General features: G+C 38.1%; 8 protein-coding genes. All 8 read left to right on the top strand.

Going from position 1 to position 15426, the window contains the following annotated elements; translation table 11 throughout:
- Positions 1–114 precede the first annotated feature (114 nt).
- The 8 genes from N4T20_RS20450 to N4T20_RS20415 all read left to right on the top strand — a co-directional run bounded on the left by N4T20_RS20450 (position 115) and on the right by N4T20_RS20415 (position 15422).
- A complete protein-coding gene (locus N4T20_RS20450; RefSeq protein ID WP_260670906.1) occupies positions 115–3549 on the top strand; it encodes a SusC/RagA family TonB-linked outer membrane protein in 3435 nt (1144 codons plus the stop codon).
- An 18-nt stretch (positions 3550–3567) separates the two neighbouring features.
- On the top strand, positions 3568–5031 hold the full coding sequence (locus N4T20_RS20445) for a RagB/SusD family nutrient uptake outer membrane protein (protein WP_260670905.1): 1464 nt from the start codon (positions 3568–3570) through the stop codon (positions 5029–5031).
- Positions 5032–5123: 92 nt separating this feature from the next.
- The gene (locus N4T20_RS20440; RefSeq protein ID WP_260670904.1) at positions 5124–6044 is read left to right on the top strand and encodes a dihydrodipicolinate synthase family protein; all 921 of its coding nucleotides are present in this window, start codon (positions 5124–5126) and stop codon (positions 6042–6044) included.
- 71 nt (positions 6045–6115) lie between these two features.
- The gene (locus N4T20_RS20435) at positions 6116–7234 is read left to right on the top strand and encodes a galactose oxidase (protein WP_260670903.1); all 1119 of its coding nucleotides are present in this window, start codon (positions 6116–6118) and stop codon (positions 7232–7234) included.
- A gap of 128 nt (positions 7235–7362) precedes the next feature.
- A complete protein-coding gene (locus tag N4T20_RS20430) occupies positions 7363–8598 on the top strand; it encodes an MFS transporter (RefSeq protein ID WP_260670902.1) in 1236 nt (411 codons plus the stop codon).
- Positions 8599–8720: 122 nt separating this feature from the next.
- Entirely contained in the window at positions 8721–10826 is a 2106-nt protein-coding gene (locus N4T20_RS20425) for a GDSL-type esterase/lipase family protein (RefSeq protein WP_260670901.1), read from the top strand.
- Positions 10827–10942: 116 nt separating this feature from the next.
- Entirely contained in the window at positions 10943–12130 is a 1188-nt protein-coding gene (locus tag N4T20_RS20420; RefSeq protein WP_260670900.1) for an AGE family epimerase/isomerase, read from the top strand.
- Between the two features lie 91 nt (positions 12131–12221).
- The gene (locus N4T20_RS20415) at positions 12222–15422 is read left to right on the top strand and encodes a LamG-like jellyroll fold domain-containing protein (protein ID WP_260670899.1); all 3201 of its coding nucleotides are present in this window, start codon (positions 12222–12224) and stop codon (positions 15420–15422) included.
- Positions 15423–15426 lie beyond the last annotated feature (4 nt).

Here is a 15426-nt window from a genome sequence, read left to right as displayed (position 1 = left end):
AAAAAAGCCAGTCAATGCTGTGAACATTGCTGGCTTGTTCTTCATAAGAACGGTGATTTAGGAATAAATAAATTGACCTTAACAAAGTTTTATTAACCAAACCATTACAAAAGTATGAAATTATTGCCTAAAAGTAAGCCTAAAAATTTTAGGTTTACTCCTAAACACGTAAAAGTTGTTAAACTTACTTCTACGTTACTTTTAGCTTTTACTATGCAATTAGCATCTGCTAAAACAGAAAAAAGCATTGTGTTTACGGATAAAAATGTAAAAAAGAACAACCCGGTTCAGAAGAAAGTTACCGGAAAGGTGACAAATGAAAAAGGAGAATCTCTTCCAGGTGTAAATATTGTTGCCAAAGGAACAAGTGTAAGTACTCAGACCGACTTTGACGGAAATTTTGCTTTTGAGGTTCCAGACAATGCGACTACTTTAATCGTAACTTATATCGGATTGCAGGATCAGGAAGTGGCTATTACAGGCAGCCCGTTAAATATTGTCTTAAAAGAAATAGGACAGCAGATGAATGAGGTAATTGTAGTAGGATATGGAGCTCAAAACAGAAGAACTTTAAGTACAGCGGTTTCTAAATTAGATAAAAAAGTACTTGAAAATGTACCTTATTCAAACGTTACCCAATCTTTACAAGGAAGCGTTACAGGTTTGGTGGTAAAAACTTCTTCAGGTCAGCCGGGAAAAGCTTCAAATGTAATCGTTCGTGGTGGTACTTCAATCGATAATCCTTCTGGAGCAACTCCTTTATATATTGTAGATGGTGTAATCAGAAGTCAGATTGATGATATTAACTCGTTGGATATCGCTTCACTTCAGGTGCTTAAAGATGCTGCAGCGACTTCTATTTATGGTGCACGAGCTTCAAACGGTGTAATCATTGTAACGACTAATACTGGTAAATCAGGAAAACTTAAGGTGAGCTATAATGTTTCAACGCAAAACAGTAGAATTGGCAAAAAGTACAATTTTATGGATGGAGGCGATTACATTAAAATGCAGCGTCAAGGATTGTATAATGCTGCCGAACTTGCGGGACTTTCTACAACGACAGGTATTGCGCGTTTAGGGCAATTGACCGGTGCAACGCCTGCAGGTACAGGAAACAATCTGGAAAATAATACTCCGTTTGCTACTTTATTAAAATCTAATTTATCGCCAGAAACAATAAGCACGCTTCAAGCAAAAGGTTGGCAGGAAGTTGCAGATCCTTTAAACCCAAACAGTACGATTATGTACAAAAGCACCGATTGGAACGATATTTTGTTTCAAGATGCCATTACGCAAAGCCATACGCTTGGTTTTAGCGGAGGAACAGATACAGGCGTATTCGATTTAAGTTTAGGATATTTAAAAGGAGACGGTATTACGATATTTACTGGATACCAAAGGTTTACAAGTAAGTTAAACGCATCGTTAAAAGTTGCAGACAATTTTACCATTAATGGGCGAGTGTTATTTTCTAAGGCGAGCAACAATCAGGTAGTCGCAAATAGTGTTGTTTTCAACAGATATTTAGGAAACTCGCCAACTACAAAATTATATTTAGAAGATGGAACTTTAGCTCCGGGGCAAAACAACATTAACGGAAATCCATTGTACCAGATGGGGAAAGTTAAAGGGAAAAATGAAAACGACAAACTGCAAATGAGTGTAGACGGTGAATTAAGACTTGCAAAAGATTTTACTTTCACGCCAGCCATTTCGTTATACAGCGAAAACGAAAATGACAATACTTTTCAGCAGGCATTCTTAAGCGGAAGCAGCGGTTTGGTTGATAATACTAGAACAGCTACGAGATTGAGCAATCAAACGTATCAAGTGCAATACGAAGGGGTTTTTGCCTACAAAAAAGGATGGGATAATATAGGAGATTTTGATGCCAAATTGGGACTTTCAAAATACGACAGAAGCATTAAATATTTTAATGCCGCAGGAAAAGGAAGCCCTTCAGATTTAGCGCAGACCTTAGATTCATCTCCAATTCCGGTTTCTGTGTACAGCAACAATACCAAGCTGGTTTTAAATAGTGTTTTCGGACGTGTTAATTACGATTACAAAAACAGATATTTCGCAACAGCTTCATTCCGTTATGATGGTTCGTCAAGTTTAGGTCCAGACAATAGATATGGATTCTTCCCTGGAATTTCTGCCGGATGGAATATGCAGGAAGAAAAATTCTGGGCCAACACAATGCCAAAATTCTTTTCTTCTCTTAAACTTCGCGGAAGTTATGGTGTAAACGGAAACTTAGGTACTTTAGGAGATTTTCAAGCAGGAGGATTGTACGCTGGAACTACAAACGGACTTCCAAATAGTTATAATGGACAATCGGCTATTATTAATTCGCAAATTGCAAATCCTGGTTTAAAATGGGAGCAATCTGAAACAATAAATGGTGGTTTTGATATCGGATTAAACGAAGATAGAATTAGAATCATCGGAGATTTTTACAACAAATTGACATCAGACTTATTGACCAACCTGACTTTGCCTTCAAATAGCGGTTTCTCAACTGTTTTGACCAATTTAGGAGGATTAAGAAGCAAAGGTTTTGAGTTGGAAGTTCAGGCAAATGTTTACAATAAAAATGATTGGAAAGTAAATGTTGGAGCAAACGTTTCGCACAATACCAATACAGTCGAAAAACTTCCATTTAATGGAAACGGAAATAACAGAATTGGCGGAACAGAGATCTGGGATGCAAAAAGCGGTAAATATGTTTATGTGGGAGGTTTGCAGGAAGGACAGAAAATTGGAAATTTCTACGCTCACAAACAATTATACATTCTTTCTACTCAAGCAGAAGCAGATGCATACAACGCAAAAGTGCATGATACTTATGTAACGAAAACGGCTGCAAACGGTGGTAATCCTGACGGAAGAAAATTTGCTGGTGACGCAGTTTTTGAAGATACAGACAATAACGGAATCATTGACAGCCGAGACAGACAATACATGGGGAATATGTTCCCGACATTCGTAGGAGGTTTCAATTTTGATACTTCATACAAAGGATTCTCATTGACTGTTAGAACAGATTACTCATTGGGAGCAACAATTTACAACGAAGCAAGAGCACGTTTCTTAGGACAGTTTCAAGGTAACTACGGATTATTGGCAGAAAGTGCGCAAGCATGGCAGAAAGAAGGAGATATTACAGATGTTCCTCGTTACCGTTGGGCAGACCAGACAAATCAGAATAACTTATTTAGATCTGAAGCGAGTGGAGCAGCTTACAACACCAATATGTTTCAAGGTAACAGCCGTTATTACGAGAGCGGAGATTATTTATGCATAAGAGAAATTACGTTTAGCTATAATTTTCCAAAAACACTTATCGAAAAAGCAAGTTTAACATCACTTCGTCTGTATGTTACAGGAAGCAATTTATACTACTTCACAAAATACAAAGGATTAAGCCCAGAGGTGCAAGGTATTGACGGAGGATCTAGTTTAGGATTAAACGCAGCTGGTTCTACAGGAACTTACCCAGTGCCTAGAAACATTATTCTTGGTTTAAATATCAGTTTGTAAATTTTTAATTAAAAAATCATGAAAAAGAAATTTCTTTTATACACAATACTTTTTTCAAGTCTTTCTCTTTTTAATTCTTGTCAGGATGATTTAGAATTAACATCTGATAGTGTTATTACGGCCGATAGTTTCTGGAAAACAGAAGATGACGCCAAAGCAGGAGTAAACGGAATGTATGTGAGCTTTAGAATCCAGACACAGCAAAATTACTACTTGTTGGGAGGAGCAAGAAGCGCCGAAATCACAGGTGGAGTTCAGTCTCCGCTGACATTGGCAAATTATTACAACAACAATCTTACGCCCCAAAATATAGATGTAGATTGGGCTGGCTTATACACCGTAATTCATTCGGCAAACTTGGTTTTAAAATATGTGCCGCAAATTACCTTTAGTCCATCAACCGTAAAAGAGCAGAAAAGATACATCGCTCAAGCGTATACAATGCGAGCCTTATGCTACTTCATTATGGCGCGCTCTTGGGGTGGAGTGCCAATTGTAACAGAGCCGACAGAAAATACAAACCAATCGCAATACATTATTCCGCGTAATACAATCGAAGAAACATTTGCATTCATTAAGTCAGATATTGATAAGGCCATTGCCAATTTTCCAGACTCAAGCAATAACAAAACGCAATTGGCTCTTCCATCAGTTTATGCTTTAAAAGCAGATGTGAATTTATGGACAGCAAAACAATTAAACGGAGGAACAGCAGATTTAAACACAGCTTTGGCTGCAATAAATGCAATTCCGGGAACACCGACTTTAATGCCAAGTTTTAAAGATGTTTTTGCTTTTGACAAAAAAGGAAATGCCGAAGTGCTTTTTGCAGTTCGCTATTCATTAGCCGATTTGACTTCGTCATTATTAGATAACTGGAATCAGTTTATGTTTGTAGGTCCAAGTGATTTTGCGCCATTGACATCAGCACAGGCAACTGCAGTTTTTGGAACATTAGGAACAGGTTCAGGAAATGCAGGTATTTCGAGAGTGCAGCCAGATATTACCCGATTCAATTTTGCAGCTACAGATACCAGAAAAGCAGCAACCTACTTAACTTTATACAATGGTGCAACTCCTGTGGTTACTGGCTTGGTAAAATACAACGGAACTGTAGACGGAACCATCAGACGATTTGTAAGTGATATTATCATTTACCGCTGGGCAGATATTTTATTGATGAAAGCAGAAGTTAAAAATGCTTTAGGTCAGGATCCAACAGAAGAAATGAATCTCGTAATGAAAAGAGCAGATGCATCGGCTTCATTTACAAATGATACTCCAGCAGCAAATGACAATGTGATTTTAAGAGAACGTTTAAAAGAATTGGCATTTGAAGGAAAATCATGGTGGGATATTGTTCGTTTCAACAAAACAAGCCTAGTTCCGTCAATGGCAGGAAAAGAAATACTGTTTCCAATTTCTCAAAACACCATCAATTTCAATCCTAAAATTACTCAGAATCCGGGATACGTTAAATAAGAAAAACAAAAAATAAAAAAAAACTAATGTTTAAAATCAGACTGGAAATCTAAAAGCTTCCAGTCTGATAAAACGAAAAAAAAATAAAAGTCATGAAAATCGAACATTTACAAGGTCTTATTTCGGCTCCATTTACTCCATTTGACGAGAACGGAAAACTAGATGTAAGCCTGATTCCAGCTTATTATGCTTTTCTAAAAAGAAATGGCGTGACAGGAGCATTTATAATTGGTTCTACTGGCGAAGGAGTTTCTATGTCATTAGAAGAGAAAAAAACGGTTGCAAAAGCATGGGCAGACTGCTCCAATCATGATGCTGACTTTAAAGTAATGGTTTTTCTGGGCGGAACTTGTCTTACAGATTGTATCGAACTGGCAAAATATTCTTATGAAATTGGTTTGTATGCAGTATCTATTACCGCTCCGTTTTACTTTAAACCCGGAAATGTAGACACGCTTGCAGAAATCTGCATCAAAGTAGGAGAAAGTGTTCCAAATATGCCTTTGTACTATTATCATATTCCTGTTTTAACTGGCGTTAACATTCCGATGTTTGATCTGGTGAGAGCTCTAGACGGAAAACTGCCAAATTTTGCAGGAGTAAAATATACGCATGAAGATTTTATGGATTTTCAAAGCTGTATGAGTTATGCCGATGGAAAATTTGATATGCTTTGGGGACGTGATGAAAATATGCTGTCGGCATTGGTTTTAGGAGCAAAAGGCGCTGTTGGAAGCACTTTTAATTACGCAGCTCCATTGTATTACGATTTGATTGATGCTTTTAATGCTAATGATTTAGCGAAAGCTAGTAAATTGCAGCAGAAGTCAATCGATATGATTCGTTTCTTAGGAAAGTACGGCGGTATCTCAGTTGGGAAAGCCTATATGAAATTGGTTGGGCATAATTTAGGCGAATTCAGATTGCCGGTTAAAAACATGAGCGCAGCACAATTTGAATTGTTCAAAAAAGATGTTGAAGGTTTAAATTTCGACGAGTTTAAATCAAAATAATACGTTTCGTTTTCGACTAAAACAACACTATGAATCAATTTTTTTCTTTCTCAATCCTAACTATTTCAATTATGTCAGCAACAGTTGGTCTTTCGCAGCAAAAAAATATTTCAAAAATCGAATGGGAAAAAGCAGCACAGCTTCAAAATGCAGACGGCAGTCTTTCATTAGGTTTTGCAGGACCAATCAATGGCGTAAATAATAACGTTCTGATTGTTGCTGGAGGAGCCAATTTTCAAGATAAAATGCCTTGGGAAGGAGGAAAAAAGCATTATTCAAAAGAAATTCATGTTTTAGAAAAAAACGATAAAACGTTTCATTGGAACAAAAAAACGACTGCTGAATTGCCAGAACCAATTGCGTATTGCGGAAATGTTTCAACCAGTTTAGGAATCGTTTATGTTGGTGGAGAAAATGAAAACGGCTTATCCAACAAAGCGCACATTTTAAATTGGAATTTAGTTAAAAATGAAATCGAAATAAAAACATTACCCGATTTCCCAATTAAAATAACCAATATCGCCCTTGTAAATGTGAGCAATGTAGTGTACGCAATTGGAGGAGATGAAGCCTCAAAAAGTTCTGATTTGGTTTTTAGCATTGATTTAAATAAAACACAATTAGAATGGAAATCAGGACCAAAATTACCTTTTGCATTAGCAAATTCAGTAGCAGTGGTTCAGAAGGAAGTTATTTATGTTGTGGGAGGAAGAACCAAAACAGCTTCGGGAATTAGCGATTTGCACAACACAACATTGGCTTTCAATCTGAAAAAACAAATTTGGGAAACTAAAGCAGTTATAACAGACGGGAAGAAAACAACGAACTTTTCAGCAGGAGCAGGAGTCGCTTTTGGAAAACACTATATCATCATTACGGGAGGAGATAACGGAGAGACATTTCATAAAATAGAATCCTATTTAGCCCAAATTTCGAAGACAGCTTCAGAAGAAGAAAAAACAAAATTAATTGCCGAAAAAAATATCTTAAATACAACACATCAAGGATTTTACAAAGCCATTTTATTGTATGATACCTTAAAAAATAAATGGTCGAAAATTGGCGAACTGCCATTTTTGGCTCATGTAACGACAACTGCAGTGCTTTGGAACGATAAAATTGTTTTATCAAATGGAGAAATAAAACCTGGAATTCGTACGCCAGATGTTATGATTGGAACTGTAGAATAAAAAATAGAATTAATTAAGTTAAGTTGCTTGATTTGAAACCTGGCAGGTTTTTATCCCGAAGCTTTGGGACTGTCAGGTTTAATTAAGAAAGCCTAATAAAAACCAAACCAAAAATTAACCAAACCAAAATGAAAAACTCTAAATATTATCCTTGGCTCGTAGTCGCGTTACTTTGGATTGTAGCTTTACTAAACTACATGGACAGGCAGATGCTCGCAACCATGAGACCATCAATGGAAAGTGACATTCCGGAATTGGTTTCGGGTGAAAATTTTGGACGTCTGATGGCGGTTTTCCTTTGGATTTATGCTTTGATGAGTCCCGTGTCTGGAATTATCGCTGATAAATTAAATAGAAAATGGCTCATTATTGGAAGTTTGTTCGTTTGGTCTGCGGTAACGTATGCAATGGGATATGCCAAGACGTACGATGAGATTTATTGGTTAAGAGCGATTATGGGTGTGAGCGAGGCTTTATACATTCCGGCAGGATTGTCCTTAATCGCCGATTATCACCAGCAGAAGACAAGATCGCTTGCCATTGGTATTCACATGACGGGACTTTATGTTGGCTCGGCTTTGGGAGGTTTTGGAGCCACAATCGCAGCGCGCTATTCTTGGCATTCGACTTTTCATCACTTCGGAATTATTGGAGTAGTGTATTCGGTTATTTTGGTTTTCTTTTTGTACGAGAAAAAGACAAAAGTTTTTGATCCAGAGTTTAACAAAACCCATGAAAAAGCTCCTTTGCTGAAAGGTCTGGCCATATTATTTACCAATATTTCTTTTTGGGTAATTCTGTTCTATTTTGCCATTATAAGCCTACCGGGATGGGCAACTAAAAACTGGCTCCCAACGCTTTTCTCGGATAATTTAGGAATTTCAATGGATCAGGCTGGACCTTTGGCAACCATTACAATTTCATTCTCTTCCTTGCTTGGAGTTGTATTCGGTGGAATCTTATCTGATAAGTGGGTTCAGAAAAATATAAAAGGAAGAATTTATACCAGCGCGATTGGTTTAAGCTTGACCATTCCCGCACTATTATTGATCGGATTTGGGCATTCTTTGTTTCACGTGGTTGGCGCAGTTCTGTGTTTTGGTATAGGATACGGAATGTTTGATGCAAATAATATGCCCATTATCTGTCAATTTGTTTCTTCAAAATATCGGGCGACGGCCTATGGTATTTTAAATATGACGGGGGTTGGCTGTGGCGCATTGGTCACCTCCTTGTTAGGGAAATCAGCCGATGCTGGCAACTTGGGTTATGGTTTTTCTTTGATGGCCGGTATCGTCTTGATTGCCCTTATCACACAAATTAGCTTTTTGCGCCCCAAAGTAAATGATTTTGAAGGAGCTTAGGTCAAAGTAGCCTTTTTTAAAAATTAGATTGTTAGTTGCTTTTTTGGTTTTATAAGCCCGGGCGAAGCCATGCCGTTTCGCTCGGCTCATAACCCCTCAATTTTAGTACGATGTAAAGAAGAATGAGAACAAAAAAACGAAATTTACTACTGCTTATAACAGCATTTCTTTCCCTATTTCATTTGGGGGTTAATGCACAGCAGATTGCTGTAAAAGTAGCTTGTATTGGAGATTCTGTTACAGCTGGCTATCTTTTGGCCAATCCGAAATCAGAGTCATATCCTTCTCAGCTGCAGGTTTTGATGGGAAGCCAATATGAAGTGAAAAATTTTGGTTACAGCGGTGCAACTCTTTTAAAGAAAGGAAGCAGACCATATTATAAAACGAAAGAATGTGCTGATGCGATTGCCTATCAGCCTGATATTGCGATTATCCATTTGGGATTAAATGATACTGATCCGAGGAACTGGCCCAATTATAAAGATGATTTTAATGCCGATTATTCTTGGCTGATTGAGGTATTGAGAAAACAAAATCCGAATGTAAAAATCTTTATTTGCCGAATGACGCCGATTTTTAATGAACATTCTCGCTTTAAGTCGGGAACACGAGATTGGTTTTGGCAGATTCAGGAACATATCGGTGAAGTTGCAAAAGCAAATAAGGTCAATTTAATTGACCTTCACAAAAAACTATACCATCGCCCGGATCTTTTTCCAGACGCATTGCATCCGACAAAAGAAGGAGCAAAAATACTAGCCCAAACGGTTTATGAAAATGTAACTCAAGATTTTGGAGGATTAAAATTGCCTGCTGTTTTTACAGATAATATGGTTTTGCAGCGAAATCTGCCGATTGTAATTTATGGAAATGCAAATGGAGGCGAAAAAGTGGAAGTCAGTTTTAATAATCAAAAAGCAGTTGCTGTAACAAATGAATATGGAAAATGGAAAGCTGTATTTCCTGCCATGAAATCGGGAGAAATAAAACAGATTTCGATTTCCGCTTCAAATCAAAACATCGCGCTGAAAAATATTTTAATTGGAGATGTCTGGTTTTGTTCGGGACAATCAAATATGGCTTTTCCTTTGAAAAAAGCTGAAAACGGAATTTCCGAATTGAAAAAAGCTGTAGCAAATTCAAAACTCCGATTATTCAATTTTGAAGTCCTTCAAGAAACCGATGAAAAACCTTGGGATTCTATCACTTTAGAAAAAACAAATCAATTAAAATACTTCTCAGGAAACTGGAAAATTTGCGATTCGATAAGTGCCAAAGATTTTTCGGCAGTAGCGTATTATTTTGGGCAAAATATTGTACAGGAAGAAAATGTCCCGATTGGTTTAATTCAAGTTGCAGTTGGCGGTTCACCAATCGAATCTTGGATGGATCGGTACACTTTGGAACATGATGATAAAGAAGTTGATGTATTGACCAACTGGCGAAAATCTGATTTTTTAATGCCGTGGGTGCGATCGCGTGCAGACGAAAACCTAAAAAATGCTGTAAACCCAAAACAGCGCCATCCTTATGATCCTTGTTACAATTACGAAGCGGGCGTTTCGCAGTTTATCGAATTTCCAATAAAAGGATTTTTATGGTACCAAGGCGAAAGCAACGCACACAATATCGAACTGTACGAACATTCATTGCCTCAATTAGCCGAAAGCTGGCGGAAAGCATGGGGAAATTCACTGCCGTTTTATTTTGTGCAGCTGTCAAGCATAAACCGTCCTTCTTGGGCAATGTTTAGAGATGCACAAAATAGAATTCAGAAAAAGATTCCAAATAGTGCGATGGCAGTCAGTATGGATTTTGGCGACGAGACAAATGTGCACCCAATAAAAAAAGAACCCATCGGAAATCGTTTGGCATTGCTGGCTTTGAAATATTCGTACGGAAGAAAAATTACAGCAGAAGGGCCTGTACCGTTAAAAGCCATTCAAAAAGGAGATGTGGTTTTAGTTTCTTTTTCAAATTCAAAACAGCTATTTACAGCAGATAAAAAAGAGGTAATCGGATTTGAACTTGTAACCGATAAAGGCATTCGAATCGAAAGTAAAGCAGTAATCGTAAAAAATCAAGTTGAAATCGGCATTCCGAATGGCCAGAAAATAAAAGAAGTTTTATACGCTTATAAGCCTTTTACAACAGCAAATCTGGTAAACGAAGCCAATCTTCCATGTTCCACTTTTAGATTCGAACTGGATTCTGAAAACAAAAACTAGAAAGCAACTCTCATACTATTTTTTTCTTTAGATGAATTGAATTTACATCTAAAGCGATTTCACCTATCAACATAACAAAACCTGAATCGATTTCAGGCGTAAAAAACATATATAAAATGAGCTATTCAAAAACTGATTTAATAGAATTAAAAGAGTTTTATCAGAACCAATTATTAGATAATACAGTTCCATTTTGGTTTCCGCGTTCCATAGATACTGAGCATGGCGGTTACTTGCTGATGCGGAACCAAACTGGAGAATTAATAGATACCGATAAATCAGTTTGGTTTCAGGGGCGCACATCATGGCTCTTGTCTACACTTTACAACACAGTCGAACCCAAAAAAGAATGGCTTCAGGGCGCAAAATCTGGAATCGATTTTATCAACAAACATTGTTTCGATACAGATGGGCGAATGTTTTTTCACGTTACCCAAGACGGAAGTCCAATACGCAAACGACGTTATTACTTTTCTGAAACCTTTGCAGTAATCGCTCTCAGCGCTTATGCAAAAGCGAGCGGAGATGAAGCCGCAGCCGAACAGGCACGCCATCTTTTTGGAGAATGCATCAAATACACCACAACTCCAGGTTTGCTAGAACCAAAATATACCAATACAAGACCTTCAAAAGGAATTGGCTCTCCAATGATTATGATTAATACGGCACAGCAATTACGAGAAAATATCGGAGATCCGCGCTGCGATGAATGGATTATGAAATGGATTGCCGAAATAGAACACGACTTTGTAAAGCACGATATAAAATGCGTGATGGAACAAGTGGCTCCAGACGGTTCTATAATCGATCATATAGACGGAAGAACTTTAAATCCTGGGCACGCCATCGAAGGCGCGTGGTTTATTCTGCATGAAGCAAAATACAGAAACAACGATCCGCATTTAATAGAATTGGGCTGTAAGATGCTCGATTATATGTGGGAACGCGGTTGGGATAAAGAACACGGCGGAATTTTATATTTTCTTGACGTTTACGGAAATCCTGTTCAGGAATATTGGCAGGACATGAAATTCTGGTGGCCGCATAATGAAGTTATTATTGCAACCTTATTGGCTTATACCATGACGGGAAATGCGAAATATGCAGAATGGCATAAAATGATTCATGATTATGCTTACAGTAAATTTCATGATAAAGAAAACGGCGAGTGGTTTGGCTATTTGCACAGAGATGGGAGCGTAGCGCAGACAGCAAAAGGAAATCTTTATAAAGGACCGTTTCATTTGCCAAGACAAGAGTGGTATTGCACTCAAATATTACACGAATATCTAGAAAACAATTAAAATCCGTTTCTTCTGATTATCTGCCGGTCCATCAAGTTTTTAGATGCTATTTTTTGCTTATTAACCAATTTATAACCAAATATTAAAAACTATGAAAAATGTATTACTCAATTTTTGTTTGTGTTTGATGTGTTTATGCAGTATAAATATAAAAGCGCAAAGCGGTAAGGTTTTAAACCTTGATGGAACTTCGGCTTATATGACAGTAGCAGATCATCCAGATTTAGACTTTGGCTCTGGCCAGAACAAAACCATTACCTGCTGGATTAAAACGACAGCCAATACCGGAACTCCAAGAATTTTTGCCAAAAGAAATGGCACTTCTGGAAATGGTTATGAGTTTTGGACAGGAAACGGAACCAATGCCGGAAAGTTTGCCATGAATGCAAGCGGAACAGGAACTCCTGCAAATATCAGCACAGCAGGATATTCTGCCAATTCAATTGCCGATGGAACTTGGCATCATGTTGCTTTGGTCATCGATGCCTCGAGCAATCGAACGATTTACGGTTATTTGGATGGCGTTTTGGCGAATACAGGAAAAACATTTACTTCGGTCACATCTGATTTCTCCAATGCCGTAAACTTTGTAATCGGAGCAACTTCAGACGCTTCCAACAGTTACAAATGGGCAGGACAGATCGATAATGTGCGCATTTGGAACAAAGCCATGACTGCAGCAGAATTACAAGCAGATATGACTGCCGTTGTTAACGCTCCAGCAGCAGATCTTTTGGCTGCGTGGAATTTTGAAAATGTAACAGGCACTTCGGTTCCAGACGTTTCAGGAAATAACCATCCTGGAACTCTAGTGGGATCAGTAACGTTTTCAAATGCTTTTCCGATGGTTTTAAATTTAGATGGTGTAAACGATTATATGGTAGTTGCCAATCACAGCGATTTTAATTTGGCAGCAGGGCAAAATTTAACCATAACCTGCAAAATTAAAACCACTGATTTTGGGAAGCGTATTTTAAGCAAACGTCCAAACGGCTCAGGAATTGGGTATGAATTTATTAATAACACCTCGGCAGGCGGGGGACAGTTTGGAGTAAACCTCACAACAAGCGCAGGAGCGGCAGGGCCTCCGTACGGAACTTCAAATATAGCCAACAACGTTTGGCATCATTTGGCAATGGTGGTAGATGTTGCCTCAACAAGCTGTAAAATTTATGTAGATGGCGTTTTACAGCAAACTAAAACATCAGCAAATATTGGAGGAACGAACACCGTTTCTAATACTGGAGATTTATTTTTTGGAACTCTGAGCAATTTTGCCTCATACATGAATGCTCAAATCGATGATATCCGTTTTTGGAGCAAAGCCATGACCGCTGCCGAAGTTGTAACAGATAAAACGGCTGTAATTGCAGGAACAGAAACCGGTTTAATTGCAGCTTGGGATTTTGAAAACGTAAGCGGTACCAACGTGCCAGACATTACAGGAAATAACCATCCTGGGACTTTAATGAACGGAGCATCTGTAATTGCACAGACAAACGAAATGCAGATTAATTCCATTTCATTAGTGCAAACCGAACTGCCAACAGGTTTAGGCGACACAGATCAGCGAATTATTGCTGTAAAAGCCTCTGTTTCGGGCAATTTAAATCCGTTGACCGTGAGCGCTCTAAAATTTACGATGACGGGGACTACGAATATTTCAGATGTTACCAACATCAAAATTTATTCAAGCGGCAGTACATCGATTTTCAATCCGACAACGGCGACATTATTTGCAGCAGTTTCTCCGTCAAGCGGAAATCTTACGGCGAATGGCTCAAAAGCGCTGGTTTCTGGAGATAATTATTTTTGGATTACTTACGATGTTTCAGCCACCGCAACAGAAGGGAATGTATTAGATGCCACTTGCGAGTCAATAATTGCAAATGGAGTTGCCTACAATACAACGTCCAATGCAGTTTCAGGAAACAGAGTGATTTTATTGGCTAATACACTTTTGTTTACACCTGGAGATGCAGGTTCTGCAAGTTATCGTATTCCAGCAATCATCACTGCTGCCGATGGTTCGCTGGTAACAGTAACAGATAAAAGATGGAATGGTTCAGGCGATTTATCAGCAAAGATAGATCCTGTTGTGCGCAGAAGTACAGATAACGGAAAAACTTGGTCCTCTCCGCTTACAATTGCCAATTTTGGCGCAGCAACTGGCGCAGGCGATGCTGCATTGGTTTTAGACAAAACTACTGGCGAGTTATTGTGTCTAGTGTCTGCAGATAAAGGTTTTTTTGCTTCTACAAACGCAGCGCCCGCAAAAGTCTTGGTTATTCACAGCACAGATAATGGAGTAACTTGGGGAACACCGGTAGATATTACCAGCCAGATTTATGGGCCAAATCCAAATTGGAAAGGATTATTTGTAGCTTCGGGAAGAGCGCACCAATTGCGTGACGGAAAAATAGTAGCTGCAATTGCCGTTAGAGAAAATGTTTCGGGAACAGAACGCATTAGCAATTATATGATAACAAGTGCCGATCATGGTGTTACTTGGACAGCATCGACAGGAAGAGCTGAAATAGATGGCGATGAAGCAAAAGTGGTAGAATTAAATAACGGAAATATTATGATGAGCATCCGAAATCCAGGAACAAGACGTTTTAATATTTCGACAGATAAAGGCGTAACATGGGGAACGGCTTACAATCAAACAAGCATAACAGATCCAAATTGCGATGGCGATTTTATTCGTTATACTTCTACGCTTGACGGTTATGATAAAAATAGATTATTGCATTCTATTCCGTTTTCAAGCAGTCGTAAAAATGTGAGCGTGCAAATGAGTACTGACGAAGGAACAACTTGGAGCGCTCCAAAAACTATTTTTCCGGGAGCATCGGCTTATTCCAGTTTAACAATTCTGCCAGACGGAACAATCGGAATTTATTATGAAAACGGAGAGAGTTCGACCTATCAAATGTATTTTGTGCGTTTCAGTTTAAACTGGCTTACCAATGGAGCCGACACCTTTTTGCCTCCCAGTTCCTTATCAGCAAAAAAAGCAGTTCAAATAAATGAAGTTGAAAATCAAAAGTTTAGTGTTGAAGTAAGTCCGAATCCAGTAAAAGATTTTGTAAAAATTAAAGTAAATAATGCTTCAGGAACCGCCAACATTAAATTATTTGATTTATCTGGAAAATTAATCCGATCTACCTCTGTAAATTTGAACGAAAAAGAAATTTTATTTTCATTGGCAGATCAGCCACAGGGAATTTATCTTTTGAATGTAAATGATGCAAATGCTTCGATAAGCAGTAAAATAATAAAGAAATAAACTA

Source organism: Flavobacterium sp. TR2 (genome assembly GCF_025252405.1).
In the GTDB taxonomy this organism is placed as follows: Bacteria; Bacteroidota; Bacteroidia; order Flavobacteriales; family Flavobacteriaceae; genus Flavobacterium.
This window is presented reverse-complemented; position numbering and strand designations above follow the sequence as displayed.

What these genes read in the sequence shown, in the direction of transcription:
- N4T20_RS20415 (WP_260670899.1), top strand. Translation starts at nt 12,222, where the DNA reads ATGAAAAATGTATTACTCAATTTTTGTTTGTGTTTGATGTGTTTATGC.
- N4T20_RS20440 (WP_260670904.1), top strand. Translation starts at nt 5,124, where the DNA reads ATGAAAATCGAACATTTACAAGGTCTTATTTCGGCTCCATTTACTCCA.
- N4T20_RS20435 (WP_260670903.1), top strand. Translation starts at nt 6,116, where the DNA reads ATGTCAGCAACAGTTGGTCTTTCGCAGCAAAAAAATATTTCAAAAATC.
- N4T20_RS20445 (WP_260670905.1), top strand. Translation starts at nt 3,568, where the DNA reads ATGAAAAAGAAATTTCTTTTATACACAATACTTTTTTCAAGTCTTTCT.
- N4T20_RS20450 (WP_260670906.1), top strand. Translation starts at nt 115, where the DNA reads ATGAAATTATTGCCTAAAAGTAAGCCTAAAAATTTTAGGTTTACTCCT.
- N4T20_RS20420 (WP_260670900.1), top strand. Translation starts at nt 10,943, where the DNA reads ATGAGCTATTCAAAAACTGATTTAATAGAATTAAAAGAGTTTTATCAG.
- N4T20_RS20425 (WP_260670901.1), top strand. Translation starts at nt 8,721, where the DNA reads ATGAGAACAAAAAAACGAAATTTACTACTGCTTATAACAGCATTTCTT.
- N4T20_RS20430 (WP_260670902.1), top strand. Translation starts at nt 7,363, where the DNA reads ATGAAAAACTCTAAATATTATCCTTGGCTCGTAGTCGCGTTACTTTGG.